The following is a 25,014-nucleotide window of genomic DNA, read 5'->3' on the forward strand; positions in this document are numbered from 1 at the left end:
CACCGGCCATTGTGCCGTACGGAGCTGTGTGTCCACCGTTCGATGGACATAAGGACGTACGCACGGGGGGACCGGTGGAGCGCATTCCGCCCCACCATTCGAGACATGACACGAAACGCGGTGGAAGTACGGGGGCTTCGCAAGCAGTACGGCGAGGTCACCGCGGTGGACGGACTCGATCTGACGATCCGGCAGGGCGAGGTCTTCGGCCTCCTCGGGCCCAACGGCGCCGGCAAGAGCACGACGGTGGAGATCCTTCAGGGCCACCGGGAACGGGACGGGGGCGAGGTCAGCGTGCTGGGCGCGGACCCGGCCACCGGCGGGCGGGCCTGGCGCTCGCGCGTCGGGATCGTCTGGCAGGACGAGTCGGCGCCCGCCGAACTGACGGTGCGGGAGACGGTCGAGCACTTCGCCCGCTATTACCCGGCCCCGCGCGACCCGGCCGAGGTCATCGCCCTGGTCGGCCTGGAGCAGAAGCGCGACCAGCGCTTGAAGGGCCTCTCGGGCGGCCAGCGGCGCCGTCTCGACGTGGCGCTCGGCGTGATCGGGGATCCCGAGCTGCTGCTCCTCGACGAGCCGACGACCGGCTTCGACCCGGCGGCCCGGCGTCAGTTCTGGGACCTGATCCGGCTGCTCGCCGGCGAGGGCACCACCATCGTCCTCACCACGCACTACCTGGAGGAGGCCGAGGCCCTCGCCGACCGGCTCGCGGTCATCGCGAGCGGCAGGGTCGTCGCCGAGGGCGAACCGGCCGAGCTGCGCTCGCGCTTCGGCACCGGCGCCACCGTCGAGTGGACCGGGGCCGACGGCACCGCGCAGAGCGTCGCCACCGAGACCCCCACCCGTACGGTCGCCGAGCTCATGGCCCGCTTCGAGGGCGAGATCCCGGGACTGAAGATCGGCCGGCCCACCCTGGAGGACGTGTACCTGCGCCTCACCGGCCAGCTCGTACCCATGACCGCGCAGCAGCCGGAGGACGCACGATGACCACCACCGCCACCACCTCGACGACCGGCGGCCGGGCCGCCGCGGCCGCGAGGGCCCTGCCCGGCGCCTGGACCCTGGGGCTGAGCCGCGGGGCGCTGGAGATCAAGCAGTTCGTCCGCCAGCGCGACGCGATGATCTTCACCTTCGCCTTCCCCATCGTCTTCCTCGCCCTCTTCGCCTCGATCTTCCACGACAGCGTCGAGAACACCGGCGTCACCGCCTCCCAGCTGTACGCGGCCGGCATGGTCGCCGCGGGCATCATGTCCACCAGCTTCCAGTCGCTCGGCATCTCGATCGCCGTCGAACGGGACGAGAAGGTGCTGCGCCGGCTGCGCGGGACCCCGATGCCCCCGGCCGCGTACTTCCTCGGCAAGGTCTGGATGGTGCTCGCCACCGGACTCGCCGAGACCGCGATCCTGCTGCTCGTCGGCTCCACCCTGTTCGACCTCGACCTGCCGGCCTCGGCCGCCAAGTGGCTCACCTTCGGCTGGATCTTCGCCCTCGGCCTCACCGGCTGCGCCCTTCTCGGCATCGCCATCAGCAGCCTGCCCAAGTCCGGCAAGAGCGCGAGCTCGGTGGTCGTCCTGCCGTTCCTGATCCTCCAGTTCATCTCCGGCGTCTTCATCCCGGTCAACACGATCCCGGACTGGCTGCTGAACATCGGCGCGCTGTTCCCGCTCAAGTGGATGTGCCAGGGTCTGCGCGGGGTGTTCCTGCCGGAGTCAGCGGCCATCCTGGAGCAGGCGGGCAGCTGGGAGTACGGGAAGGTCGCCCTGGTCCTGGGGGCCTGGGTCGTCGGAGGATTGGTCCTGTGCCTGCTGACCTTCACGTGGAAGAACCGCCGCGACGGCTGAACGGCTTCACCGGGGCGGCGGGGGCGCGGAATCCCGCGTCCGGGACCGCGCGTTCGGGCCGCGGGACCTCTGCTTCGGCTTCGTGTGGGCCGCGACCGTGGCCTTCGTCCTGGGCGCGGACTTCCCCGAGCTGTCGTACCGGGTCCCCGCCGCCGCCTGTTCGTCGCGGAATCCACCGTCAACACGCACCTGCTGCGCATCTTCGGCACGCTGGAGGTCGCGGACCGCACGGCCGCGGTGACCACGGCCATGCGCCACGACCTCCTCTGACGGACCCGCCCCGGGGAACGGCTTCCGGCAGGACGGCTCGGCTGCGTCAGGCCAGCTTGATGCGGAGGAGGGCCACCACGTCGGTCACGGCGACCGGGGACTGCTCCCCGGACTCCATGTCCTTCAGCTGGACGACGCCCTCGGCGAGGTCGCGGTCGCCCGCGACGATCGCGAAGCGCGCGCCCGACCGGTTGGCGTCCTTCATCGCACCCTTGAGGCCCTTGCCCCCGTACGAGATGTCCGCCGCGACACCCGCCCGCCTCAGCTCGGTCACCAGACCGAACAGCACCGGCTTCGCCTCGCCGAGCGCCACCGCGAACACCGACGTCGCCGACGGGATGTCCAGCTCGACGCCCTCCGCTTCGAGCGCCAGCACCGTACGGTCCACGCCCAGCGCCCAGCCCACCGAGGGCAGCGCGGGGCCGCCGATCATCTCGGACAGGCCGTCGTAGCGGCCGCCGCCGCCCACCGCGGACTGGGAGCCGAGACCGTCGTGCACGAACTCGAACGTGGTCCGCGTGTAGTAGTCCAGCCCGCGCACCAGCTTCTCGTCGTCCTCGAAGGCGACCCCGGCGGCCGTGACCAGCGCCCGGACCTCCTCGTGGTACGCCTTGCACGCGTCGCACAGGTAGTCCCGCAGCATCGGCGCGCCGACCAGCTGCTTCTGTACGTCGGCCCGCTTGTCGTCGAGGACGCGCAGCGGGTTGATCTCGGCCCGGCGGACGGTCTCGGCGTCCAGGTCCAGCCCGCCCAGGAACGCCTGGAGCGCCTCCCGGTACACCGGGCGGCACTCCTTGTCGCCCAGCGAGTTCAGCAGGATCCGGAAGTTGCGCAGGCCCAGCGTGCGGTACGCCTGGTCGGCCAGGATGATCAGCTCGGCGTCCAGCGCCGGGTCCTCGGCGCCGATCGCCTCGGCGCCGACCTGCGAGAAGTGGCGGTAGCGGCCCGCCTGCGCCCGCTCGTAGCGGTAGTACGAACCGGAGTACCAGAGCTTGACGGGCAGGCCGCCGAGCTTGTGCAGGTTGCCCTGGAGCGCCGCGCGCAGCACGGACGCGGTGCCCTCGGGACGCAGGGCGAGCTGGTCGCCGCCCTTCGTCGTGAGGGTGTACATCTCCTTGCTGACGATGTCGGTGGACTCGCCGACACCGCGGGAGAAGAGCTCGACGTTCTCGAAGCCGGGCGTCTCGACGTACCCGTAGCCCGAGTTCTTCAGGGGCGCCGAGATCGCCTCGCGCACCGCGAGGAAGGCCGCCGAGCGGGGCGGCAGCAGGTCGTAGGTGCCCTTGGGGGCCTGGAAAGTACTCACGAAACTCTCGTCACATTCCTCGTCGTGGAGACGTGAATCCGTCTCCCAGGCCGGCGGCCACCTGCCGCAGGTACGGGTTGGTGGCGCGCTCACGGCCAATGGTCGTGTGCTCGTTGTGACCGGGCAGCACCACGGTCGAGTCGTCGAGCGGCAGGCACACGCGGGCCAGCGACTCGAGCATGTCGGCGTGGCTGCCGCCGGGGAAGTCGGTACGTCCGATGGAGCCGGCGAAGAGCAGGTCGCCCGAGAACAGCAGCGGTGGGACGTCCCCCGCCTCGGGCATCCCGAAGGTCACCGACCCCCTGGTATGCCCGGGCGCGTGCGACACGGTGAGCTCCATGCCCGCCAGTGCCAGCTTCGCGCCGTCGTCGAGCTCCTTCACGTCGGAGGGCTCCCCCACCGTGAGCTCGCCCATCAGCTGCGCTCCCAGGGAGCGGCCCAGCGCCTTCTCCGGGTCGCTCATCATGAAGCGGTCCTCGGGGTGGATCCAGGCCGGCACGTCGTGCGCTCCGCACACCGGAATCACCGAGGCCACGTGGTCGATGTGGCCGTGGGTGAGGACGACCGCGACGGGCTTGAGCCGATGCTTCTTCAGCGTCTCCTCGACACCCTGGGTGGCCTGGTGGCCCGGGTCGATGATCACGCACTCCTCACCGGCGGCGGGGGCGACCACGTAACAGTTGGTCCCCCAGGCCCCGGCGGGGAACCCGGCAATCAGCACGTTCGTCCTCAATCGTCGTCCGGCGGGAGCGTCAGCGGCGGCCGAGATCGGAATGCCGCTGCTCAGAGCCTACCGGCGCCGCTCGTTCCACAGCGAACCCATATACGGTACGGCCTAACCGAGCCCGGACAGCGGTGCCACACACGCACAAGGAGACGACCCGGTGGTCACGAGCGATCAGCGGCGGCGACAGCTCGCCAGGGAGAAGTACGAGCGCCAGCAGAAGCGCCGGGCCGAGGCCCGGCGCAAGGGGCGGCAGCGGGCGGCGGTGATCGGCGCGGCGGTGGCCGTGGTGGTCGCGACGCTGGTGGGCCTCGTCGTGGGCGGCGTCTTCGACAAGGACAAGAAGGACAGCGCGGCGGACCCGGCGGCGAACCCGTCGGCCTCGCCCTCGGCGAAGCAGTCGCCCGCGCCGGCGATGGCGATCGACAAGAACGCGAAGTACACGTTCGACCTGAAGACCACCGCGGGTGAGATCAAGTTCGAGATGGACGCGGCGAAGACGCCGGAGACCGTCAACTCGTTCAAGGCGCTCGCGGACAAGGGCTTCTTCGACAACACCAAGTGCCACCGGCTGACCACCTCCGGGATCTTCGTGCTCCAGTGCGGCGACCCGGAGGGCACCGGCATGGGCGGCCCCGGCTACACGATCGCGGACGAGAACCTCGACTCGCTGGGCAAGCCGAACGAGCAGGGCCAGGTGGTCTACCCGGCGGGCACGGTGGCGATGGCCAACACCGGCCAGCCGCACAGCGGCGGCAGCCAGTTCTTCCTGGTCTACAAGGACAGCCCGCTGGCTCCGTCGTACACGCCGTTCGGCAAGATCGACGCGGCGGGTCTGAAGGCGCTGGAGGAGGTGGCCAAGGCCGGTACGGCCGACGGCGGCCAGGACGGGGCACCGAAGACGCCGGTGACCGTCCAGAAGGGCGCCGTCACCCGGAACTGACGGGTTCCGGCGGCCTCGGGCCCGGCCGGCGTCCGGCCCGTACGGCGATATTCCGTCGTGCGGGATGCGGACAGCCGGCCCGGCGGTCGCCTATGTTGGCGTTGTGCAGGGCGGGCGCTGCCCGCCCCAGGAAACTGTGGACGATGCCCAGGGGGTGAACCCCTCGCAGGCATCAGGTGGAGGAGGCGCTGTGAGCAGCGACCCGTGGGGCCGCGTCGACGAGACGGGCACCGTGTACGTGCGTACTGCCGAGGGCGAGAAGGTCGTCGGCTCTTGGCAGGCGGGCACCCCTGAGGAGGCCCTGGCCTACTTCGAGCGCAAGTACGAGGGCCTGGTGGTCGAGATCGGCCTCCTCGAACGGCGGGTGCGGACCACCGATCTGTCCGCCAAGGACGCGCAGACGGCCATCGACCACCTGCGCACGCAGGTGGAGGAGCACCACGCCGTGGGCGACCTCGACGCCCTGCGCGTCCGGCTGGACAAGCTGGTCGCGACCGTGGACTCGCGGCGCGAGGAGCGCAAGGTCCAGAAGGCCAAGCAGACGGACGAGGCCCGTGCGGCCAAGGACGCGCTGGTGGCCGAGGCCGAGCAGCTGGCGCAGAGCGACCAGTGGCGCAGTGCGGGCGAGCGGCTGCGGGCCCTGGTGGACACCTGGAAGGGTCTGCCGCGCCTGGACCGCAAGTCGGACGACGAGCTGTGGCACCGCTTCTCGCACGCCCGTTCCGCCTTCTCCAAGCGCCGCAAGGCGCACTTCGCCTCGCTCGACGCGCAGCGCGAGGACGCCCGCAAGGTCAAGGAGAAGCTGGTCGCGGAGGCCGAGTCGCTGTCGAAGTCGACCGACTGGGGTCCGACGGCCGCCCGCTACCGCGAGCTGATGGCGGACTGGAAGGCGGCGGGCCGGGCGCAGCGCGAGTCCGAGGACGATCTGTGGAACCGTTTCCGCGGTGCGCAGGACGTGTTCTTCGCGGCGCGCGGCGAGGTGTTCGCGGAGCGTGACGCCGAGCAGGTGGAGAACCTGAAGCTGAAGGAGGAGCTGGCCGAGGAAGCCGAGAAGCTCGTCCCGATCACGGACCTGAAGGCGGCCCGGGCCGCGTTCCGCTCCCTCAACGAGCGCTGGGAGGGCATCGGCCACGTGCCGCGCGACGCCCGGCCCAAGGTCGAGGGCCGGATGCACGCGGTGGAGCGGGCCATCCAGGAGGCCGAGGAGGGCGAGTGGCGTCGTACCAACCCGGAGGCGCGGGCCCGTGCGGCCGGTCTGACGGGTCAGCTCCAGGCCGCGGTCGACAAGCTGCGTGAGCAGATCGACGCGGCCCGTGCCGCGGGCAACAACGCGAAGGCCGACAAGCTGGCCCGCGAGCTGGAGGGCCGCCAGGCCCTCCTCGACCAGGCCCTGAAGGGCCTGGAGGAGTTCGGCGGCTGACGCCCCCTGGATCACGGAGCGGCCCCGGTACGGATCCTCGTACCGGGGCCCTTCCGTGTTCCGGTGGTCACGGGAGGGCTCGGCTGCCGTCCTGGAGCAGGTCCAGGGCGTGTTCGAGCACCTCGCAGGCCTGGATGTGGTTGCCGGACTCCTGGAGCAGCGAGGCCAGGCGGCGGCACACCTGCACGGCTTCGGGCCCGTAGAACCGGTGGACCTGCTGGAAGGCCTGCTCCAGCACTTCCATGGCCTCGCGGGTCTGTCCGGTTTCCTCCAGCATGTCGGAGAGTTCGAGCTGTACGGCGAGCGGGTCCCCCTCGCCGTCCGGCGCCCGTTCCTGGAGGGCGAGGCGCAGTACGGGCAGGGCGTCGCGGGTGCGGCCCGCGGAGCGGAGCGTGCGGGCGAGCCCGAGCCCGGCGACGACCATGGCGGAACGGATGTCCGCGGCCAGGACGGGTCCGGCCGGGGTGCCCCGTACGGCGCGCGCCCGGTTGCGTACCAGCCTGAGGCGGCCCATGCGCATTTCCTGTGCGTGCTGCGGGAGCGGACGGTTCTTGCCGCGCAGCCGGGCCTCCATGGTGCGGCACAGGGTGTCCAGGTCGATCAGTTCGGGTCCGTCGTGGATCCCGTGGCGCAGGATGGTCAGCAGTTCGCCGGTGAAGGCGGTGTGCCGCTCGCCGTAGGGGGACAGGGCCACGGCGTCGCGGGCGGACGCGGTGAGCACGTACGCGCCCTCGATCGCGGCCTGGGCGGCCAGCGCGTCCTCCTCACCGGCGAGGGTGCTGGCGGCCCGGCCGCTGAAGCAGCAGTCGAGCAGCACCACTTTGCGCCGGGCCGACGAGTCGCGCAGGGCTGCCCGCAGGTGCTGGTAGGCGACGGCGGTGTAGCCGACGTGCTCGCGGGAGCCCTGGAGGGCCAGGTAGAGGTCGGCCGTCGCCGCGTCCCGCATGCCGTGCCCGGCGAAGTAGACCAGCAGCGTGTCGGTGGCCTCCTCCCCCGCCCGGTTGACCGGGTCGAGCACCTCGGCGGGGTGCTGGGGGTCGAGTACTTGCGTGCAGTGCTGCTCGGGCAGTCCCCAGATCGTCGCGTCGCACAGCTCGGCGGCCAGGTCCTTGACGTTGCACTCGACGGACGGGAGCGCGGCCAGGTGCCGGTAGCCGGAGCTGCCGATGAGGACCGCCCGCGAGGCCGCCGGGTCAGGCAGTCCCGTCATCGGCCCGGCCCTCGTCCCCGCCCTCGTCCCCGCTTCCGTGCTCCAGCGCCGCGACGATGCGGCGCAGGCCCTCGGGGTCGGCGGCTTCGTCCCCGGTGAGCGTGATCTCGTACGGGCCGCGGCGCACGGTGAGCGCCGGAGGCCGGCGGCGGGACGCCTGCCACTGGAGCACGGCGAACAGCAGCGATCCGGCGGACAGGCCGCTGCCGACGGTCAGTTGCAGCAGGTCGAAGCCGGGCGAACCCATCGGCGTGCCACCCGCTGCCGGTGTCGGTGTCGGTGCGCCGCTGCGGATCCGTCCCCGTACGTCGCGGCGGAGCGACTCGTCCTCCTTCAACCAGAGCAGCAGGGACCGCAGTTCTGTCTCCGGGCCCTGCCCCGCGCTGTGCGGGTCCACCTGTAACGCGTACTCATGCATCCTCCGCGCCCCTCCCCTGTCCGTGATAGGCGCTGACCTGGGCGAACAGCTCCAGCGCCTGTGGTGCCCTGCCCAGCCGGGCCAGGCACACAGCCTGCCAGTACCGGCAGGCGAGCGTGGTCGGATGGGCCGGGCCCAGCGTCTCCGCGCAGAACGGTCCGAGTCCGCCGAGCAGGTCCAGGGCCTCCCGCAGGTTCCCGCGCTGGATCAGGCCGACCGCCTCGCGCTGTCGTGACAGCGCGGTCTGCTCGGTCATCCGGCTGCGCACCAGGCGGCGGGTGCTCTGGCTGAGGGTGACGTGGCCGGTCCGGAGCGAGTGGTTCTGAGCGGGCAGGACGTCGACCTGGCCCCAGTCGTACTCGGGCACGTCCGCGGACTCATCGGCGTCGGGCCACGGTGTGGACGCCGGCGTGGGCAGGGGCGCCGGCGTGGGCAGGGGCAGCTGCGGCGACACGGGAGGTCGCGGCGGAGCGGGCAGCCCGGAGGCGTGGTCGTCGAGGGCGAAGTCCTCTCCCCCGGAAGCGTGGTTGTCCAGGGGACGGACTTCCGGCCCGGAAGCGTGGTTGTCCAGGGCGCGGACTTCCTGCCCGGAAGCGTGGTTGTCCAGGGCGCGGACTTCCTGCCGGGTGTGGTCCAGCGTGGTGTCCCCTGCGTCCGCCCAGGGCCGGATCAGGGCCTCCGCGGCGGCGGCGCTGGGGGTGCGCGCGAGCGGGTCCCGCGCGCTGAGGGCGTCCACCGCGTCCGCGAGCCCGGTGGGGATCCCCACCGGGCTGTCGTGCAGCGAGGGCAGTCCTTCGCGGACGACCCGGTCGAGCAGCACGTCCACGCGGTGTGCCTCACCGAACGGAGAGGCACCGGTCAGCATGAAGTGCAGGCAGGCGCCGACCCCGTACACGTCGGAAGCGGCCTGGGGCAGCTCGCCCCGGATGCGTTCCGGGGCCATGTACTGAGGGGTTCCGAGCAGGTCGCTGTCCCTGGTGAGGGCGACCTCGCCGGTCAGCCGGGCCAGCCCGAAGTCGTAGAGGACCACCCGGCCGCTCGCGGTGACCCGGATGTTGGCGGGCTTCACGTCGCGGTGGAGCACGCCGCTGTAGTGGGCGGCGCCGAGGCCGGCCAGGGTGTCGGCGGCGATCCGGCAGGCCTCGCCCACGGGCAGCGCACCGCCCGCGCGGACCAGCCCGGAGATGTCCGATCCGTCGAGGAACTCCATCACGAGGTAGGGCGTGCCCTCGTCCACCCCCGCGTCGTGCACGACCACCACGTTGGGGTGGCTGATCCGGGCGAGGGCGCGCGCCTCGCCCTCGAAGCGCCCGGCCGCCGCCTCGCTCACCGACCCGTAGGCCGTCAGGACCTTGACCGCGACACGCCGCCGCAGCAGCGTGTCCTCGGCCTCGAAGACGGTACCCATGCCACCCCGGCCGACCAGCCGTACGGGTTCGAAGCGCTGGGCGAGCCCGCGCGGAAAGACATCGGCCACGTGATCCCCCCGAGGTGGCGTCAGAGAGCGGCGGTCAGGCCTTGGTCACGGCCTCCTTGCAGATGTCACACGGTAGACGTCGTAGACGCCCTCCACACCCCGTACCGCCTTCAGGACGTGCCCCAGGTGCTTGGGGTCGCCCATCTCGAAGGTGAAGCGGGAGGTGGCCACGCGGTCGCGGGAGGTCTGGACGGCCGCGGAGAGGATGTTCACGTGCTGGTCCGACAGGACCCGCGTGACGTCCGACAGCAGCCGGGACCGGTCCAGCGCCTCGACCTGGATGGCGACCAGGAAGACCGAGGACTGGGTAGGCGCCCATTCCACTTCCAGCATCCGCTCGGGCTGCTGGGAGAGGGAGTCCACGTTGACGCAGTCCGCGCGGTGAACCGATACGCCACTGCCGCGGGTGACGAAGCCGATGATCGGGTCCCCCGGAACCGGGGTGCAGCAACGGGCCAGCTTGACCCACACGTCGTCGACGCCCTTGACGACCACGCCCGGGTCGGCGTTCTTGCGGCGCGTGCCCCGGGTACGGGAGGGCGGGACGCTTTCCTCGATGTCCTCGTTGGCCGCTTCCTCGCCGCCGAGGGCCTGCACCAGCTTCTGTACGACGCCCTGCGCGGCCACGTGGCCCTCGCCGATCGCCGCGTACAGGGAGGAGATGTCGGGGTAGCGCATCTCGTGCGCGAGGGTGACGAGCGAGTCGCCGGTGAGGATGCGCTGGATCGGCAGGTTCTGCTTGCGCATGGCCCGCGCGATGGCGTCCTTGCCGTGCTCGATGGCCTCCTCGCGGCGCTCCTTGGAGAACCAGGCGCGGATCTTGTTGCGGGCCCGCGGGGACTTGACGAAGCCCAGCCAGTCGCGGGATGGGCCCGCGCCCTCGGCCTTGGAGGTGAAGACCTCGACGAGGTCGCCGTTGTCGAGGGTGGATTCGAGCGGGACGAGGCGGCCGTTGACGCGGGCGCCTATCGTCCGGTGTCCGACCTCGGTGTGGACGGCGTACGCGAAGTCGACCGGGGTGGCTCCGGCGGGCAGCGCGATGACGTCGCCCTTGGGCGTGAAGACGAAGACCTCGTTGCGGGAGAGGTCGAAGCGCAGCGAGTCGAGGAATTCGCCCGGGTCCTCGGTCTCCTTCTGCCAGTCCAGCAGCTGGCGCAGCCAGGCCATGTCGTTGACCGTGTCCTGGCCGGCGCTGCCCTTGGCGGCCTGCGGGACGTCGGTGCGGACCTTGGAGGTGCCGGCGACGGTCTGCTGCTTGTACTTCCAGTGCGCGGCGATGCCGTACTCGGCGCGGCGGTGCATGTCGAAGGTGCGGATCTGGAGTTCGACCGGCTTGCCGCTGGGTCCGATGACCGTCGTGTGGAGCGACTGGTACATGTTGAACTTGGGCATCGCGATGTAGTCCTTGAACCGGCCGGGGACCGGGTTCCAGCGCGCGTGCACCGTGCCGAGGGCCGCGTAGCAGTCCCGGACGGTGTCGACGAGGACGCGGATGCCCACCAGGTCGTAGATCTCGGCGAAGTCGCGGCCGCGGACGATCATCTTCTGGTAGACGCTGTAGTAGTGCTTGGGGCGGCCGGTGACGGTGGCCTTGATGCGGGCGGCGCGCAGGTCCGTCTGGACCTCGTCGGTGACGACGGTGAGGTACTCGTCGCGCTTGGGCGCGCGCTCGGCGACGAGGCGGACGATCTCGTCGTACATCTTGGGGTAGAGGATCGCGAAGGCAAGGTCCTCCAGCTCCCACTTGATCGTGTTCATGCCCAGCCGGTGCGCCAGCGGGGCGTAGATCTCGAGGGTCTCGCGGGCCTTCTTCTCCTGCTTCTCCCGCTTGAGGTAGCGCATGGTGCGCATGTTGTGCAGGCGGTCGGCGAGCTTGATGACCAGGACGCGCGGGTCCTTGGCCATGGCGACGACCATCTTGCGCACGGTCTCGGCCTGCGCGGCCTCGCCGAACTTGACCCGGTCGAGCTTGGTCACGCCGTCGACGAGCAGGGCCACGGCGTCGCCGAAGTCGCGGCGCAGGTCCTCCAGCCCGTACTCGGTGTCCTCGACGGTGTCGTGCAGCAGGCCGGCCATCAGGGTGGCCGGGTCCATGCCGAGCTCGGCGAGGATGGTGGTCACCGCGAGCGGGTGGGTGATGTACGGGTCGCCGCTCTTGCGCTTCTGACCGCGGTGCCAGCGCTCGGCGACCTGGTACGCCTGCTCGATCTGGCGCAGCGTGGCCGTCTCGATCTTCGGGTCGTTGCTGCGGACTATGCGGAGCAGGGGTTCCAGTACCGGGTTGTACGGGTTGGAACGCTGGACGCCGAGGCGGGCGAGCCGGGCGCGCACGCGGTTGGAGGACCCGGCCGACTTCGCGGCCGCCGGCTTCGCGGGCGCGGGCTTCACGGGCGCGGGCTTCACGGGCGGGGCCGGCGGGGGCGTGGCGGGGGGCGTCGCGGCCCGCTCGGCCTGCGGGTCGGGCTGCGCGGCGGAGAGTGGCTGGACCTCGTCTGGCAAGAGCGCTCCTCTGGGGGTCCCCCTGGACGGAGTCCGGGGGAGGATCCGGTGCCCCGGTCAGGTCCGGACAACCCATGGTAGCGAGGGTTGACCCACCCCGTTCCCCGAGCCCCGCCTCCTTCGGCCCGGCCGGCCCGGCGCAGGCCCGCGCGGCGGCCGCATACGCCGGAGCGGGCGGGCGCCGGGGTGTCCCGGTGCCCGCCCGCTTCGCGGTCGGCTGCGTCAGACGACGATCAGGGCGTCCAGCGGGGCGTCCGCAAGGGCGCCGGCCAGCCGCTCGCGGCCCGGCAGGAACGACAGCTCCATCAGGACCGCCACCCCGGCGACCTCCGCGCCGGCCCGCCGGATCAGCGAGAGCGAGGCTTCGGCGGTGCCGCCCGTGGCCAGGACGTCGTCGATGACCATGACCCGGTCACCGGCCGACAGGTCCTCGGCGTGGACCTCGATCTCCGCCGTCCCGTACTCCAGCTCGTACGACTGCGCGAGCGTCGCACCCGGCAGCTTCCCGGCCTTGCGCACCGGCACGAAGCCGATGCCCGCCTGGACCGCCACCGGCGCCGCGAGGATGAACCCGCGCGCCTCCAGCCCGACGATCTTCGTCGCGCCGTACTGCCCGGCCAGCTCCACCAGCGCGTCCGTCAGGGCCGCGAAGGCCTTCGGGTCGGCCAGCAGCGGGGTGATGTCCTTGAACATCACCCCCGGCTTCGGGTAGTCCGCCACGTCCTTGATCCGGCTGAGCAGCAGCTCGAGCGCCGCGGGGGAGAGGGTGCTCACCGGCGCCGCCCGGCGCGGCCCTGGGCCACGACCTGCGGGGTGTCGGTGGCCTCGTAGCCCTCGTCCTCCGGGGACTCGCCCTTGGCCGCCGCGGCCGCCCGCTTCGCGAGCACCCGCTTCTTCAGCGCCTTCATCGCCGGCTCGCGCTCCTTGAGGTCCACGACCAGCGGGGTCGCGATGAAGATCGAGGAGTACGCACCGGCCGCGAGGCCGACGAACAGCGACAGCGAGATGTCGTTCAGCATGCCGGCGCCCAGGAAACCGCCGCCGATGAAGAGCAGCGCCCCGACCGGGAGCAGCGCCACGACGGTGGTGTTGATCGAGCGGACCAGGGTGCCGTTGATGCTGCGGTTGGCGATCTCGCTGAACGTGTAGCGGGTCTGCTTGGTGATGTCCTTCGAGCCCTCCTTGAGACCGTCGAAGACGACGACGGTGTCGTAGAGGGAGTAACCGAGGATCGTCAGCAGACCGATCACGGTGCCCGGCGTGACCTCGAACCCGACCAGCGCGTACACGCCGACGGTGATGGTGAGGTCGTGGATCAGGGCGATCAGCGCGGCGACCGCCATCCGCCACTCGAAGGCGATGGCGAGGTAGATCACCACGAGGACCATGAAGATGCCGAGGCCGGTCCAGGCCTTGTTCGCGATCTGGTCGCCCCAGCTGGGGCCGACCAGGTCCGCGTTGATGTCGGCCTCGGAGACCTTGAGGTCGGTGGCGAGCTGCTTCTTGACGCCCGCCGCGTCGTTCGTGTCCAGACCCGAGATCTGGATGCGCAGGCCGCCGGTGCCGAGCTCCTGGACGATCGCGTCGTGGCCCGAGGCCTTCTCCGACACCTCGGTCGCCTTGGCGACCGAGACGGCCGTCTTCGGGGTGGTGAAGACGGCACCGCCCTTGAACTCGATGCCCATGTTGAGGCCCTGAACGGCCAGGGCCACGATCGCCGTGATGGTGATCAGGATGGAAACGCCGTACCAGATGAAGCGCTTGCCGACGAAGTCGTAGCCGACCTCACCGCGGTACAGCTTGGCGCCGAGATCTCCCAGCTTCGACATCTCTCACGCCTCCTTTACGTCGACGGGAGCGGTGACGGAACCGGAGCCGGTGCGGCGGGACCGGCGCAGCGGCGGCTTGGCGCCGAGCCGCTTCGGGTCCAGTCCGGACCAGGGGTGGCCGCTGGAGAAGAACTTCGTGCGGGCCATCAGCGTCATGATCGGCTTGGTGAAGAGGAACACCACGACCACGTCGAGCACGGTCGTCAGACCCAGGGTGAAGGCGAAGCCCTGCACCTTGCCGACGGTGACGATGAACAGCACCGCGGCGGCCAGGAACGACACGAAGTCGGAGACCAGGATCGTGCGCCGGGCGCGCGGCCAGGCCCGCTCCACGGCGGGACGCAGGGTGCGGCCCTCGCGGATCTCGTCGCGGATGCGCTCGAAGTACACGATGAACGAGTCCGCCGTGATGCCGATCGCGACGATCGCACCGCAGACGGCGGGCAGGTTCAGCGCGAAGCCGATGCCCTTTCCGAGCAGCGCCATGATCGTGTAGGTGAGGATCGCGGACACCAGGAGGCTGACGATGGCGATGAAGGCCAGTCCCCGGTAGTACACGAGCAGGTAGATCACGACGAGGATGAGGCCGATGGCGCCGGCGATGAGGCCGGCCTTCAGCTGCTCGCCGCCGAGCGCGGCGGTGACGGTGGTGACGCTGTCCTCGCTGAAGGAGAGCGGCAGGGCGCCGTACGAGAGCATGTTGCCCAGGTCCTGCGCGGTCTGCTGGGTGAAGCCACCGGAGATCTCGGCGTTGCCGCCGGTCAGCGCCTGGCTGACGGACGGGTCGGAGACGACCTCGCCGTCGAGCACGATCGCGAACTGGTTCTGCGGCATCTGCTTGGTGGCGAGCTCACCGGTGATCTTGGCGAACTTGTCGGCGCCCTTGTCGGTGAACTGCATGGTGACGATCCACTGGCCGCGCTGCGGGTCGATGACACCCTTGGCGTCCTTGACGTCCGTACCGGCCACACCGGCCGGGCCCAGGATCCACTTGCCCCAGGTGTCACCGCGCTTGCCGCAGGCGAGCGTCGCGTCCTCGGGCTTGGCGCCCTTGCCGGCCGCGGCGCGCTGCGCCTCGTTGGTGCAGTCCAGCGCCGCGAACTTCGCCTGGAGGTCGGCGGCGGCCGCCTCGACGCCCGACGGGGCCGGGGTGGGGGCCGGAGCCTTGTCGTCTGCCTTCTTCGACTCGCTCGCCGAGGGCGAGGGAGAGGCGGTGGCGGCCGGGGCCTTGAGGGCCTCGCTGAGCACACGGCCCTGGGAAGTGGCGCTGGACGACGGGGTGGCCGGGGTGCTGGGCTTGCCGCTGCCCTCGGCCTTCGGGGCACCGGAGCTGCTCGCGGACGGGCTCGGCGTGGCCTCGGGGGCCGCCGGGGCGCCGTCGGCGAAGGCCAGGACCGGGCGGAAGTACAGCTGGGCGGTGGTACCGACCTGCTCGCGGGCCTGCTTCTCGTTCGTCCCCTTGGGGATGTTCACGATGATGTGGTCGCGGCCCTGCGTCTGGACCTCGGCCTCCGACACGCCGAGACCGTTGACGCGGCGCTCGATGATGCCGACCGCCGTGTTCATGTTGGTCTCGTTGATCGCGTCCGGCTTGCCGGGCTCGCTCTTGGCCTTGAGCGTGATGCTCGTACCGCCCGCGAGGTCGATGCCGAGGCGGGGAGTCGTCTGCTTCGTGAGGAACATCCCCGCGGTGAGCGCCACCATCGCGATCAGGATGATCGCCAGGGCACGCCCCGGCCTCCCCTGAGCCCCCGTGGGCCGCCGGCCCTTCTTCGGTGCTGCCACCTTGTCGTATCTCCCTGTCCAACCGCCCCGCGCCGGGTCAGCGCGCGGACGGCCACGAAATGTGTGGTGGGGACCCCTGCCCCCCGCAGAAGTGTCACTGACGGGGACCGCGGCGGCCGCCGGTCAGGCGCCTGCACGGTCCCCGGCCGCGCGCTACTTCGCGCCGGCCTCGCCGTCCTCGGGCTTGTCGCCCTTGGGCTCCTCGTTCTTGGCCTGGCCGTCCTTCGGCTCGTCCGCCTTGGGCTCGTCCTTCTTGCCCAGGTCGAGCTTCGGGGCGTCGGTCCCGGCCTCGTCCGCGCTCTTGTCCGCGTCCTTGTCCAGGGTCAGCGAGGAGGCGTCGTCCGGGACGGCCGGCGTGTCGATCGTCAGATCATCACTGATGCCGTGGACGATGCGGTTGTACTCCGCGTCGTCGAGGACGGCGCCGATGGCGTTCTTCGCGTAGACCGCGTGGACACCGGGGGCCACCTCGAGGGTGACGGTGTCCTCGCCGATCTCCTTCACCGTGGCGTACATGCCGCCGATGGTGCGGACGCCGGTGCCGGGCGACATGTGGTCGCGCATCTGCGCGGCCGCCTGCTGCTTCTTCTTCGCGGAGCGGGTCATCAGGAACATCGCCCCGATGAGCACGATGAACGGGAGGAGTGTCACGAGATTCACGGGACGGAGATCCTTCGCACGACCGCACGGGAGACGGTCAATTTCTACGGGGGTGGGCATGCCGGCCTGAAGGGTCGGCATCGGCGGAGTCTAGGCGAGTCCGCACCGATGGAACAACGCCCAGCATGGCACCGCAGTTCCTGACCGGGCGAACCTCCGCGCCGTCAGGCCCCGAACAAGCCCTGTTGTCCGCTTGATCCACTCCCCTGCTGCGGAGGCGGGACAAGCCCCAGGTGAGCCCATGCGGCGGGGGTCGCGACCCGGCCGCGCGGGGTACGGGCCAGCAGGCCTTCCCGTACGAGGAACGGCTCGGCGACCTCCTCGACGGTCTCCCGCTCCTCGCCGACGGCGACGGCGAGCGTGGACAGGCCCACGGGGCCGCCGCCGAAGAGCTTGAGCAGGGCTTCGAGCACGGCGCGGTCGAGGCGGTCGAGGCCGCGCGCGTCGACCTCGTACACCTGGAGGGCGGTGCCGGCCACCTCGCGGTTGATCACCCCGTCGGCCCTGACCTGCGCGTAGTCGCGGACGCGGCGCAGCAGGCGGTTGGCGATGCGCGGGGTGCCGCGGGAGCGCCCGGCGATCTCGGCGGCGCCGGCCGTGTCGATCTCCACGTCGAGGAGGCGGGCGGAGCGGTGGATGACGCGTTCCAGCTCCTCGGGGGCGTAGAACTCCATGTGCCCGGTGAAGCCGAAGCGGTCGCGCAGCGGGGGCGGGAGCAGGCCGGCCCGGGTCGTGGCCCCGACCAGGGTGAAGGGCGGCAGCTCCAGCGGGATGGCGGTGGCCCCGGGTCCCTTGCCGACGATCACGTCGACGCGGAAGTCCTCCATGGCCATGTAGAGCATCTCCTCGGCGGGCCGGGACATGCGGTGGATCTCGTCGAGGAAGAGGACCTCGCCCTCCTGGAGGGAGGAGAGGATGGCGGCGAGGTCGCCCGCGTGCTGGATGGCGGGGCCGGAGGTGATCCGGATGGGCGCGCCCATCTCGGCGGCGATGATCATGGAGAGGGTGGTCTTGCCGAGCCCGGGCGCACCGGAGAGCAGCACGTGATCGGCGGTGGCGCCGCGCTGGCGGGCCGCCTTCAGCACCAGGTCGAGCTGCTGGCGGACCTTCTCCTGGCCGACGAACTCGCCGAGGTCCTTGGGCCGCAGGGCCGCCTCGACGGCGGTGTCCTCGCCGTCCGCCGCAGCCGCCACGATCCGGTCGTCGCTCTCGTCATCCCAGTTCACGCTGTCAGTCTGCCTTGTCGTTCGTACGGTGGTTTCCGGAGCGGGCCCGCGCGGCGCCGCGCCCGGTCAGCGGGCCCGGTTCAGGGTTTGGAGGGCCGCGCGCAGGAGCTGGGGGACGGGGGCGGAGCCGCCGGCGGCGATGGCCGCCTCCGCCTGCGGGGTGACCGCCGAGACGGCCTCCTCCGCCTCGCGGGAGGCGTAGCCGAGGCCGATCAGGGCCGCCGCCAGCTGCTCCGTCCACGGCGCCGGGCCCGCCGCCACGGGGGCGCGCTGAGCGCCGACCAGCGGTGCGCCCAGCTTGTCCTTCAGCTCCAGCAGCAGCTTCTGGGCCCCCTTCTTGCCGATGCCCGGCACCGCCGTCAGGGCCTTCTCGTCACCCGTGGAGACGGCCAGTCGCAGCGCGTCCGGGCTGTGCACCCCGAGCATCGCCTGCGCCAGGCGCGGCCCGACCCCGCTCGCCGTCTGCAGCAGTTCGAAGACCTGCCGCTCGTCGTCGTCCGCGAAGCCGTACAGCGTCAGCGAGTCCTCCCGTACGACCAGGGAGGTGGCCAGCCGCGCCGTCTCCCCCATCCGCAGGCCGGCGATGGTGTTCGGCGTGCACTGCACGGCCATGCCCACTCCCCCGACCTCGATCACGGCCAGGGTGGGGGCGAGCGCGGCGACCGGGCCGCTGACGAAGGCGATCATGAGGGGCGGCCTTTCGAGGCGTGCAGGGCGTGCTGGGCGACCGCCTGCTGGAGGCGGTTCTGGGCGGGGGCCCGCCAGATGTGGCAGATGGCAAGGGCGAGGGCGTCCGCGGCGTCGGCGGGCTTCGGTGGGGCGGACAGCCGCAGCAGCCGGGTCACCATGGCTCCGACCTGCGCCTTGTCGGCCCGGCCGGAGCCGGTGACGGCGGCCTTGACCTCACTGGGGGTGTGCAGGGCGACCGGTATCCCGCGGCGCGCGGCGCACAGCATGGCCACGGCGCTGGCCTGGGCGGTGCCCATCACCGTGCTGACGTTGTGCTGGCTGAACACCCGCTCCACGGCGACGACTTCGGGCGTGTGACGGTCCAGCCACTCCTCGATGCCCTGCTCGATGGCGACGAGCCGGTGGCCCAACTCCGCGTCCGCGGGCGTCCGTACGACCCCCACGGCGAGCATCGTCAGCGGGCGGCCGGCGACACCCTCGACCACGCCGACACCGCACCGGGTCAGCCCCGGGTCCACGCCGAGTACGCGCACTCCGCCCCCGCCCTCGTTCGATTGCCAGTGCGTGCAGGCTAACCGGTGGCACTGACAAAGCGGCGGGGCGGGGGGGGGGGGGGCCCCCCGCCCCCCCCCCGCGGGGGGTGAGGGGGCGGGCCTCTCCCTTTCCTCCCCCCGGGGGGGGGGGATGGGGGGGAAGGTTGGCGAAGACGTTCTGCACGTCGTCGCTGTCCTCCAGCGCGTCGATCAGCTTGAAGATCTTGCGCGCGCCCTCTTCGTCCAGCTCGACCTGCATGGTCGGGACGAAGCTGGAGTCGGCCGAGTCGTAGTCGATGCCCGCCTCCTGGAGCGCGGTGCGGACCGCGACCATGTCGGTGGGCTCGCTGATGATCTCGAAGGTGTCGCCGTTGTCGTTGACCTCTTCGGCACCGGCCTCGAGCACCGTCTCCAGGACGTCGTCCTCGGAGAGCTCGCCCTTGGGCAGCAGGACGACGCCCTTGCGGTTGAACAGGTACGAGACCGAGCCCGGGTCGGCCATCGAGCCGCCGTTGCGGGTCATGGCGACGCGGACGTCGGACGCGGCACGGTTGCGGTTGTCCGTGAGGCACTCGATGAGCACCGCGACACCGTTCGGGCCGTAGCCTTCGTACATGATCGTCTCGTAGTCGGCGCCGCCGGCCTCGAGGCCGCCGCCGCGCTTGACCGCGGAGTCGATGTTCTTGTTCGGGACCGAGCTCTTCTTGGCCTTCTGGATGGCGTCGAAAAGGGTCGGGTTGCCGTCGATGTCGGCACCGCCCATACGGGCCGCGACCTCGATGTTCTTGATCAGCTTCGCGAAGAGCTTGCCGCGCTTGGCATCGATCACGGCCTTCTTGTGCTTCGTCGTAGCCCATTTAGAGTGGCCGGACATCCGCCTGTCTCCTTCGCGTCACCAACAGTGTTCACCTCAGATCCTACCGGGACCTGTTTACAGCCCCGCGCGCACCATGTCGACGAAGTACGCGTGGACCCGGTCGTCACCGGTCAGCTCGGGGTGGAACGAGGTGGCGAGGACGTTGCCCTGGCGCACGGCGACCGTGTGGCCGTCGTACGTGGCGAGTACCTCGGCCTGCGCGCCGACCGACTCGACCCAGGGGGCGCGGATGAAGACGCCCTCGACGGGGCCGCCCCCTATGCCCGCGAAATCGATCTTCGCTTCGAAGGATTCGTTCTGACGGCCGAAGGCGTTGCGGCGCACGATCATGTCGATGCCGCCCAGGGTCTCCTGGTCGTCACGGCCGTCGAGCAGCTTGTCGGCGAGCATGATCATGCCGGCGCAGGTGCCGTAGACCGGCATGCCGGCCCGCACGCGCTCGCGCAGCGGCTCCAGCATGCCGAACAGGACGGCGAGCTTCGACATCGTCGTGGACTCGCCGCCGGGGATCACCAGGGCGTCGACCTCGGCGAGCTCCTCGGGACGCCGGACCGGCCTGGCCACGGCGTCCGCCGCGGCCAGGGCGATCAGGTGCTCCCGTACGTCGCCCTGGAGGGCCAGGACACCAATCACGGGGTTGGTCATGACAGTGACTACCAGCCGCGGTTGGCGTAGCGCTCGGCCTCGGGGAGGGTGTCGCAGTTGATGCCGACCATGGCCTCGCCCAGGTTGCGGGAGGCGTCCGCGATGATCTTCGGGTCGTCGTAGAAGGTGGTGGCCTTCACGATGGCGGCGGCGCGCTTGGCCGGGTCGCCCGACTTGAAGATGCCGGAGCCGACGAAGACGCCCTCGGCGCCGAGCTGGCGCATGAGCGCGGCGTCGGCCGGGGTGGCGACGCCACCGGCGGAGAACAGCACGACCGGGAGCTTGCCGAGCTCGGCGACCTCCTTGACCAGCTCGTACGGGGCGCGCAGCTCCTTGGCGGCGGCGAACAGCTCGTTGTTGTCGTAGCCGCGCAGGCGGGCGATCTCGTTCTTGATCTGGCGCAGGTGGCGGACGGCCTCGACGACGTTGCCCGTGCCGGCCTCGCCCTTCGAGCGGATCATGGCCGCGCCCTCGGCGATGCGGCGCAGGGCCTCGCCGAGGTTGGTGGCACCGCAGACGAAGGGGGTGGTGAACGCCCACTTGTCGGAGTGGTTGACCTCGTCGGCCGGGGTCAGGACCTCGGACTCGTCGATGTAGTCGACGCCGAGGGACTGCAGGACCTGGGCCTCGACGAAGTGGCCGATGCGGGACTTGGCCATGACCGGGATGGAGACGGCCTCGATGATCTCTTCGATCATGTTCGGGTCCGACATGCGCGCGACGCCGCCGTCCTTGCGGATGTCGGCGGGGACCCGCTCCAGGGCCATGACGGCCACGGCGCCGGCGTCCTCGGCGATCTTCGCCTGCTCGGCGTTGACCACGTCCATGATCACGCCGCCCTTGAGCTGCTCGGCCATGCCGCGCTTGACGCGGGAGGTGCCGATGGCGGACTCAGCGGACTGCGGGGTGGAGGGAAGCGTGCTCACGGATTGACCTCACTCGAAGGGAAGACGGGTGCTGCGGTGGTGACGGGTGCTGCCGGTGGCAGCGCGCCCAGGGGTGACCCACGGGCCGCGGTGCTACTGCGCCGAGCAAACCGCCCCCGACCAGTCCACCGCAAGGGCCAATGAGGAGCCGGTGGCCCCTTTCAACTTGGCCTTTGGGTACAACTGGGGCCGCCGGGCCAGGCTACGGGCGGTCGGCAAGATCCACCGGAGGCTCGTCGTCCATTTCGAAGGCGAGCGGGAACGGGGCGTGGCCGGCCAGCCGGAACCAGCGCACCTTGCGGTGCCGGCGCAGCGCGCGGGCGGCCCGTACGGCGTCGTTGTGGAAGCGCCGTGCCATGGGCACCCGGCGGACCGCCGCGGCCAGCTCCTCGGCGGCCGCCTCGCCACCGGGGGCCGCCTTGAGCAGATCCACCTGGGCGGCGTCGGCGAACACCGCGCGCAGCGCCTGGCTGAGCTCGCTCTCGGCGACCTCGCGCTGCTCCTCCTCGGCCTGGCGGGCGCCGTGGGCGGCCTCGTACAGGACGATCGAGGAGGCGGGGTCGAGCACTCCGGAGGTGGCCACTTCGAGCACCACCGAGGCGCGCCGTACGAGCTGCGCGTCGAGGGCGGCGCGGGCGGCGTCCATCCGCGAGTGCAGCCGGTCCAGCCTTCCGGCGGTCCAGCTGAGGTAGACCCCGATGACACCGAGCGCCAGGGCGGTCCAGACAAGGGTTTCGATCACGCCGCGCGACAATACCCTCCTTCCGGAGGGACCCCCTACGCGTCCCGGGTCAGGCCCAGGCGGGTGCGCAGGCGGACGCGCTCGTCCGTGGCCACCGCCGCCGCGCCGTCCGTCACCGTCTCGTAGACCGCCAGGATGTCCGCGCCGACCGTCGACCAGTCGAAGCGGCGCACGTGCGCGGAGCCGTGGGCGCTCAGCTCCGCGCGCCGCTCCGGGTCGCGCAGCAGGGCCACCGCGCCGGCGGCCAGCGCGTCCGCGTCCTCGTTGGCGAAGAGCTCCCCCGCCGCGCCCTGGTCCAGGACCTGCGCGAACGCGTCGAGGTCGGAGGCGAGCACCGCGGCCCCCGCCGACAGGGCCTCGACCAGGATGATGCCGAAGCTCTCGCCGCCGGTGTTCGGGGCCACGTACACGTCGACGCTGCGCAGCAGCCGCGCCTTGTCCTCGTCCGAGACCATGCCGAGGAACTCCACCCGTGCGCGCAGCTCGGCGGGCAGGGAGGCCACGGCCTCCTCCTCGTCGCCGCGGCCCGCCACGAGGAGCCGTACGTCCGGGCAGGCCTCCACGATCTTGGGGAAGGCCGCCATCAGGACGGGCAGGCCCTTGCGGGGCTCGTCGATCCGGCCGATGAAGCCGAGGGTCTGCCCGCCCCACTCCGGCTTCGGCTCGGCCGAGGCGAAGAAGTCCACGTCGACCCCGTTGGGGATCACGACCGCGTCCCCGCCCAGGTGCTCCACGAGCGTGCGGCGCGCGTACTCGCTCACCGCGATCCGGGCGCTGATCTTCTCCAGCGCCGGCTGGAGGATCGGGTACGCGGCGATCATGGCCCGCGAGCGCGGGTTCGAGGTGTGGAAGGTGGCCACGATCGGCCCCTGCGCCGCCCAGCAGGACAGCAGTCCCAGCGAGGGCGAGGCCGGCTCGTGGATGTGGATCACGTCGAAGACGCCGTCGTGCAGCCAGCGCCGCACCCGCGCCGCCGACAGGAAGCCGAAGTTCAGCCGGGCCACCGACCCGTTGTACGGCACCGGCACCGCCCGCCCCGCCGAGACCACGTACGGCGGCAGCGGCGTCTCGTCGTCCGCCGGGGCCAGCACCGACACCTCGTGGCCGAGGCGGATCAGGTGCTCGGCGAGGTCGCGGATGTGGAACTGGACGCCGCCCGGCACGTCCCACGAGTACGGGCACACGATGCCGATCTTCACTGCGCGCGCTCCTCCAGGTCGTCCAGCCACAGCCGCTGCAGCATGTGCCAGTCCTCCGGGTGCTCGGCGATCCCCTGCGCGAAGGCGTCGGCCACCGCCTGGGTCATGACGGCCGTCTTGCCGGCCCGGTCCCCGGTCTTCGGCACCGCCACCTCCGGGTGGATCCGGCCGTACATCTTCGGCGAGTCCCCGTAGTGCAGGGTCGCCGGGAGCAGTACCGCCCCCGTCTGCTGCGCCAGCAGCGCCGGCCCGGCCGGCATGCGCGCCGCCGAACCGAAGAAGTCCACCTCGACGCCGGTGGCCGACAGGTCGCGGTCCGCGACCAGGCAGACGAGGCCGCCGGAGCGCAGCCTGCGGGCCAGGGTGCCGAAGGCGGCGCCGCCGCTGTGCGGCAGGACCTCCATGCCCAGGCTCTCGCGGTAGGCGACGAACCGGTCGTAGAGGGTCTCGGGCTTCAGCCGCTCGGCGACCGTGGTGAACGGCGCCTTCATGTGGCCGATGGCCCAGGCCCCGGCGAGGTCCCAGTTGGCGAGGTGCGGCAGCGCCACGACGACCCCGCGCCCGGAGTCGAGGGCCTCGCGCAGCAGGTGCTCGTCCTTGAACTCGACATCGGTGCCGAAGCGCTCCGGGTCCATGGTGGGCAGCCGGAAGGACTCCATCCAGTAGCGCATGTACGAGCGCATGCCGGCCTTCGAGAGCTCGCGCAGCCGCTCCGGCCCGGCGTCCGGTACGACGCGGGCCAGGTTCGATTCCAGCCGCAGCACGCTCTTGCCGCGCCTCTTCCACGCGTAGTCCGCGATCCGGCGCCCCAGGGCCACCGCGGCCGGCTCCGGGAGCTTCTTCACCCCGGCCCAGCCGAGCCCGTACAGCCCGTCGACCAGCTTGTCCTGCACCCGGCCGGCCATCAGGCGGCGCCGCCTTCGGCCACGGCGGCCGCGGCGTCGGCCTCGGCCGCCTCACGGCGTACGGTGACCACCCGCTGGATCAGCGTGACCAGCGAGCCCACCGCGACGATCCACAGCGCGATCGGCAGCAGCACCCCGATCCAGGAGGGGACGCCGAAGGTCTGGAGCCCGGACAGACCGGCCGCGACCAGCGAGATCACCAGCCGCTCGGCGCGCTCGATGAGCCCGTTGACGGCCACCGGCAGGCCGATCGACTCGCCGCGGGCCTTCGTGTACGAGACGACCTGGCCGCTGGCCAGGCAGAAGATCGCCACCGCGCACAGCACGTTGTCGTTCCCGTTGCCTGCGTACCAGAGCGCGAGGCCGCCGAAGATCGCCGCGTCGGCCACCCGGTCGAGCGTGGAGTCGAGGAAGGCGCCCCAGCGGCTGGAGACGCCCGCCTGGCGGGCCATGTTCCCGTCCACCAGGTCGGAGAAAACGAACAGGGTGATGGTGATGGTGCCCCAGAAGAACTCCCCCCGGGGGAAGAAGACCAGCGCTCCCGCCACCACTCCGGCCGTGCCGATCAGGGTGACCGCGTCCGGGCTCACCCCCCGCCGGAGGAGGAATGCGGCGAATGGCGTGAGAACACGCGTGAAGAAAGCACGCGCGTACTTGTTCAGCATGGCCTTCCCGGAGGGTCGCTGGGCCGCACGGCCACATCGGCCACCGGCTGGCCCATCGTAGCCAGCGCCCCGGGGCCCCGGCGCCGCGCACCCACCGGTTCGGGCCGGGCAATCGCCGGTCCACGCCCGCGTCACGCTCCGGACAGCGCCGGGTACTACGTATGGACGCAGTGTGACGCCGGTGCAAAGCTCGAAGGACCCCGATTCAACCTCCTCACCGTCAC

Annotated in this window: 24 protein-coding genes and 1 pseudogene; 5 read left to right on the plus strand and 20 right to left on the minus strand. The window is 71.5% G+C overall.

Annotated features, from left to right (window positions below; genetic code table 11):
* The first annotated feature begins 105 nt into the window (after positions 1 to 105).
* From ADK52_RS35885 to ADK52_RS45170, 3 genes are all read left to right on the plus strand, one after another.
* Complete coding sequence (locus ADK52_RS35885) at positions 106 to 987, plus strand: ABC transporter ATP-binding protein (protein ID WP_053694023.1); 882 nt, start codon at positions 106 to 108, stop codon at positions 985 to 987.
* Positions 984 to 1,841 carry an ABC transporter permease gene (locus ADK52_RS35890; RefSeq protein WP_053694024.1) on the plus strand — a complete coding sequence of 286 codons (858 nt, stop codon included), beginning with the start codon at positions 984 to 986 and terminating at the stop codon, positions 1,839 to 1,841. The genes ADK52_RS35885 and ADK52_RS35890 overlap by 4 nt, the downstream gene beginning before the upstream one ends.
* 84 nt (positions 1,842 to 1,925) lie before the next feature.
* Positions 1,926 to 2,111, plus strand: coding sequence for a response regulator transcription factor (locus tag ADK52_RS45170; protein WP_053694025.1), 186 nt, complete (start codon positions 1,926 to 1,928; stop codon positions 2,109 to 2,111).
* Positions 2,112 to 2,157: 46 nt separating this feature from the next.
* Here ADK52_RS45170 and hisS read toward each other — a convergent pair whose 3' ends face one another.
* Together hisS and ADK52_RS35905 are read right to left on the minus strand one after the other, a co-directional pair.
* Positions 2,158 to 3,417 carry a histidine--tRNA ligase gene (gene hisS, locus ADK52_RS35900; protein ID WP_053694026.1) on the minus strand — a complete coding sequence of 420 codons (1,260 nt, stop codon included), beginning with the start codon at positions 3,415 to 3,417 and terminating at the stop codon, positions 2,158 to 2,160.
* 10 nt (positions 3,418 to 3,427) lie between these two features.
* The gene (locus ADK52_RS35905) at positions 3,428 to 4,138 is read right to left on the minus strand and encodes an MBL fold metallo-hydrolase (protein ID WP_053694027.1); all 711 of its coding nucleotides are present in this window, start codon (positions 4,136 to 4,138) and stop codon (positions 3,428 to 3,430) included.
* A 163-nt stretch (positions 4,139 to 4,301) separates the two neighbouring features.
* On the opposite strand from ADK52_RS35905, the gene ADK52_RS35910 reads away from it, so the two are divergent.
* Positions 4,302 to 5,084: a peptidylprolyl isomerase gene (locus tag ADK52_RS35910; protein WP_053694028.1), complete on the plus strand. Its 783-nt coding sequence runs from the start codon at positions 4,302 to 4,304 to the stop codon at positions 5,082 to 5,084.
* A gap of 190 nt (positions 5,085 to 5,274) precedes the next feature.
* Positions 5,275 to 6,504 carry a DUF349 domain-containing protein gene (locus ADK52_RS35915; RefSeq protein ID WP_030157398.1) on the plus strand — a complete coding sequence of 410 codons (1,230 nt, stop codon included), beginning with the start codon at positions 5,275 to 5,277 and terminating at the stop codon, positions 6,502 to 6,504.
* Between the two features lie 67 nt (positions 6,505 to 6,571).
* On the opposite strand, the gene ADK52_RS35920 is transcribed toward ADK52_RS35915, so the two are convergent.
* The 18 genes and pseudogenes from ADK52_RS35920 to pgsA form a co-directional block, all read right to left on the minus strand.
* On the minus strand, positions 6,572 to 7,714 hold the full coding sequence (locus tag ADK52_RS35920; protein ID WP_053694029.1) for a caspase, EACC1-associated type: 1,143 nt from the start codon (positions 7,712 to 7,714) through the stop codon (positions 6,572 to 6,574).
* Positions 7,698 to 8,132: an effector-associated constant component EACC1 gene (locus ADK52_RS35925; protein WP_159046108.1), complete on the minus strand. Its 435-nt coding sequence runs from the start codon at positions 8,130 to 8,132 to the stop codon at positions 7,698 to 7,700. The genes ADK52_RS35920 and ADK52_RS35925 overlap by 17 nt, the downstream gene beginning before the upstream one ends.
* Complete coding sequence (locus tag ADK52_RS35930; protein WP_053694031.1) at positions 8,125 to 9,609, minus strand: serine/threonine-protein kinase; 1,485 nt, start codon at positions 9,607 to 9,609, stop codon at positions 8,125 to 8,127. Before ADK52_RS35930 ends, ADK52_RS35925 begins: the two co-directional genes overlap by 8 nt.
* Positions 9,610 to 9,654: 45 nt before the next feature.
* Positions 9,655 to 12,108 carry a RelA/SpoT family protein gene (locus ADK52_RS35935; protein ID WP_053694032.1) on the minus strand — a complete coding sequence of 818 codons (2,454 nt, stop codon included), beginning with the start codon at positions 12,106 to 12,108 and terminating at the stop codon, positions 9,655 to 9,657.
* A gap of 222 nt (positions 12,109 to 12,330) precedes the next feature.
* Positions 12,331 to 12,882: an adenine phosphoribosyltransferase gene (locus tag ADK52_RS35940; RefSeq protein WP_053694033.1), complete on the minus strand. Its 552-nt coding sequence runs from the start codon at positions 12,880 to 12,882 to the stop codon at positions 12,331 to 12,333.
* Complete coding sequence (gene secF, locus ADK52_RS35945) at positions 12,879 to 13,937, minus strand: protein translocase subunit SecF (RefSeq protein ID WP_030157392.1); 1,059 nt, start codon at positions 13,935 to 13,937, stop codon at positions 12,879 to 12,881. Before secF ends, ADK52_RS35940 begins: the two co-directional genes overlap by 4 nt.
* 3 nt (positions 13,938 to 13,940) lie before the next feature.
* On the minus strand, positions 13,941 to 15,722 hold the full coding sequence (gene secD, locus ADK52_RS35950) for a protein translocase subunit SecD (protein ID WP_078988858.1): 1,782 nt from the start codon (positions 15,720 to 15,722) through the stop codon (positions 13,941 to 13,943).
* A gap of 153 nt (positions 15,723 to 15,875) precedes the next feature.
* The gene (yajC, locus tag ADK52_RS35955; protein ID WP_053694034.1) at positions 15,876 to 16,382 is read right to left on the minus strand and encodes a preprotein translocase subunit YajC; all 507 of its coding nucleotides are present in this window, start codon (positions 16,380 to 16,382) and stop codon (positions 15,876 to 15,878) included.
* 164 nt (positions 16,383 to 16,546) lie between these two features.
* The gene (gene ruvB / locus ADK52_RS35960) at positions 16,547 to 17,608 is read right to left on the minus strand and encodes a Holliday junction branch migration DNA helicase RuvB (RefSeq protein ID WP_053694035.1); all 1,062 of its coding nucleotides are present in this window, start codon (positions 17,606 to 17,608) and stop codon (positions 16,547 to 16,549) included.
* Positions 17,609 to 17,674: 66 nt separating this feature from the next.
* Complete coding sequence (gene ruvA / locus ADK52_RS35965) at positions 17,675 to 18,295, minus strand: Holliday junction branch migration protein RuvA (RefSeq protein WP_053694036.1); 621 nt, start codon at positions 18,293 to 18,295, stop codon at positions 17,675 to 17,677.
* Entirely contained in the window at positions 18,292 to 18,831 is a 540-nt protein-coding gene (ruvC, locus tag ADK52_RS35970) for a crossover junction endodeoxyribonuclease RuvC (protein WP_053694037.1), read from the minus strand. Before ruvC ends, ruvA begins: the two co-directional genes overlap by 4 nt.
* A 163-nt stretch (positions 18,832 to 18,994) precedes the next feature.
* Positions 18,995 to 19,705: pseudogene (locus tag ADK52_RS40895) on the minus strand (YebC/PmpR family DNA-binding transcriptional regulator); the annotation flags it as partial.
* 57 nt (positions 19,706 to 19,762) lie between these two features.
* Entirely contained in the window at positions 19,763 to 20,353 is a 591-nt protein-coding gene (gene pdxT / locus ADK52_RS35980; RefSeq protein WP_053694039.1) for a pyridoxal 5'-phosphate synthase glutaminase subunit PdxT, read from the minus strand.
* Positions 20,354 to 20,361: 8 nt separating this feature from the next.
* Positions 20,362 to 21,279, minus strand: a complete 918-nt coding sequence (gene pdxS, locus ADK52_RS35985) for a pyridoxal 5'-phosphate synthase lyase subunit PdxS (protein ID WP_008740483.1) — start codon at positions 21,277 to 21,279, stop codon at positions 20,362 to 20,364.
* A gap of 202 nt (positions 21,280 to 21,481) precedes the next feature.
* A complete protein-coding gene (locus tag ADK52_RS35990) occupies positions 21,482 to 22,021 on the minus strand; it encodes a hypothetical protein (RefSeq protein ID WP_053694040.1) in 540 nt (179 codons plus the stop codon).
* Between the two features lie 35 nt (positions 22,022 to 22,056).
* Positions 22,057 to 23,220 (minus strand): glycosyltransferase family 4 protein, encoded by a 1,164-nt coding sequence (locus ADK52_RS35995; protein ID WP_053694041.1) that lies wholly within the window; start codon positions 23,218 to 23,220, stop codon positions 22,057 to 22,059.
* A complete protein-coding gene (locus ADK52_RS36000; protein ID WP_053694042.1) occupies positions 23,217 to 24,125 on the minus strand; it encodes a phosphatidylinositol mannoside acyltransferase in 909 nt (302 codons plus the stop codon). Before ADK52_RS36000 ends, ADK52_RS35995 begins: the two co-directional genes overlap by 4 nt.
* Entirely contained in the window at positions 24,125 to 24,790 is a 666-nt protein-coding gene (gene pgsA / locus ADK52_RS36005) for a phosphatidylinositol phosphate synthase (protein WP_008740487.1), read from the minus strand. Before pgsA ends, ADK52_RS36000 begins: the two co-directional genes overlap by 1 nt.
* Positions 24,791 to 25,014 lie beyond the last annotated feature (224 nt).

The sequence above is a fragment of the Streptomyces sp. WM6372 genome (assembly GCF_001279655.1).
Lineage (GTDB): Bacteria > Actinomycetota > Actinomycetes > Streptomycetales > Streptomycetaceae > Streptomyces.

What these genes read in the sequence shown, in the direction of transcription:
- secF (WP_030157392.1), bottom strand. Translation starts at nt 13,937, where the DNA reads ATGTCGAAGCTGGGAGATCTCGGCGCCAAGCTGTACCGCGGTGAGGTC.
- ADK52_RS35925 (WP_159046108.1), bottom strand. Translation starts at nt 8,132, where the DNA reads ATGCATGAGTACGCGTTACAGGTGGACCCGCACAGCGCGGGGCAGGGC.
- ADK52_RS35885 (WP_053694023.1), top strand. Translation starts at nt 106, where the DNA reads ATGACACGAAACGCGGTGGAAGTACGGGGGCTTCGCAAGCAGTACGGC.
- pdxT (WP_053694039.1), bottom strand. Translation starts at nt 20,353, where the DNA reads ATGACCAACCCCGTGATTGGTGTCCTGGCCCTCCAGGGCGACGTACGG.
- pgsA (WP_008740487.1), bottom strand. Translation starts at nt 24,790, where the DNA reads ATGCTGAACAAGTACGCGCGTGCTTTCTTCACGCGTGTTCTCACGCCA.
- ruvA (WP_053694036.1), bottom strand. Translation starts at nt 18,295, where the DNA reads ATGATCGCCTTCGTCAGCGGCCCGGTCGCCGCGCTCGCCCCCACCCTG.
- ADK52_RS36000 (WP_053694042.1), bottom strand. Translation starts at nt 24,125, where the DNA reads ATGGCCGGCCGGGTGCAGGACAAGCTGGTCGACGGGCTGTACGGGCTC.
- ADK52_RS35890 (WP_053694024.1), top strand. Translation starts at nt 984, where the DNA reads ATGACCACCACCGCCACCACCTCGACGACCGGCGGCCGGGCCGCCGCG.
- ADK52_RS35920 (WP_053694029.1), bottom strand. Translation starts at nt 7,714, where the DNA reads ATGACGGGACTGCCTGACCCGGCGGCCTCGCGGGCGGTCCTCATCGGC.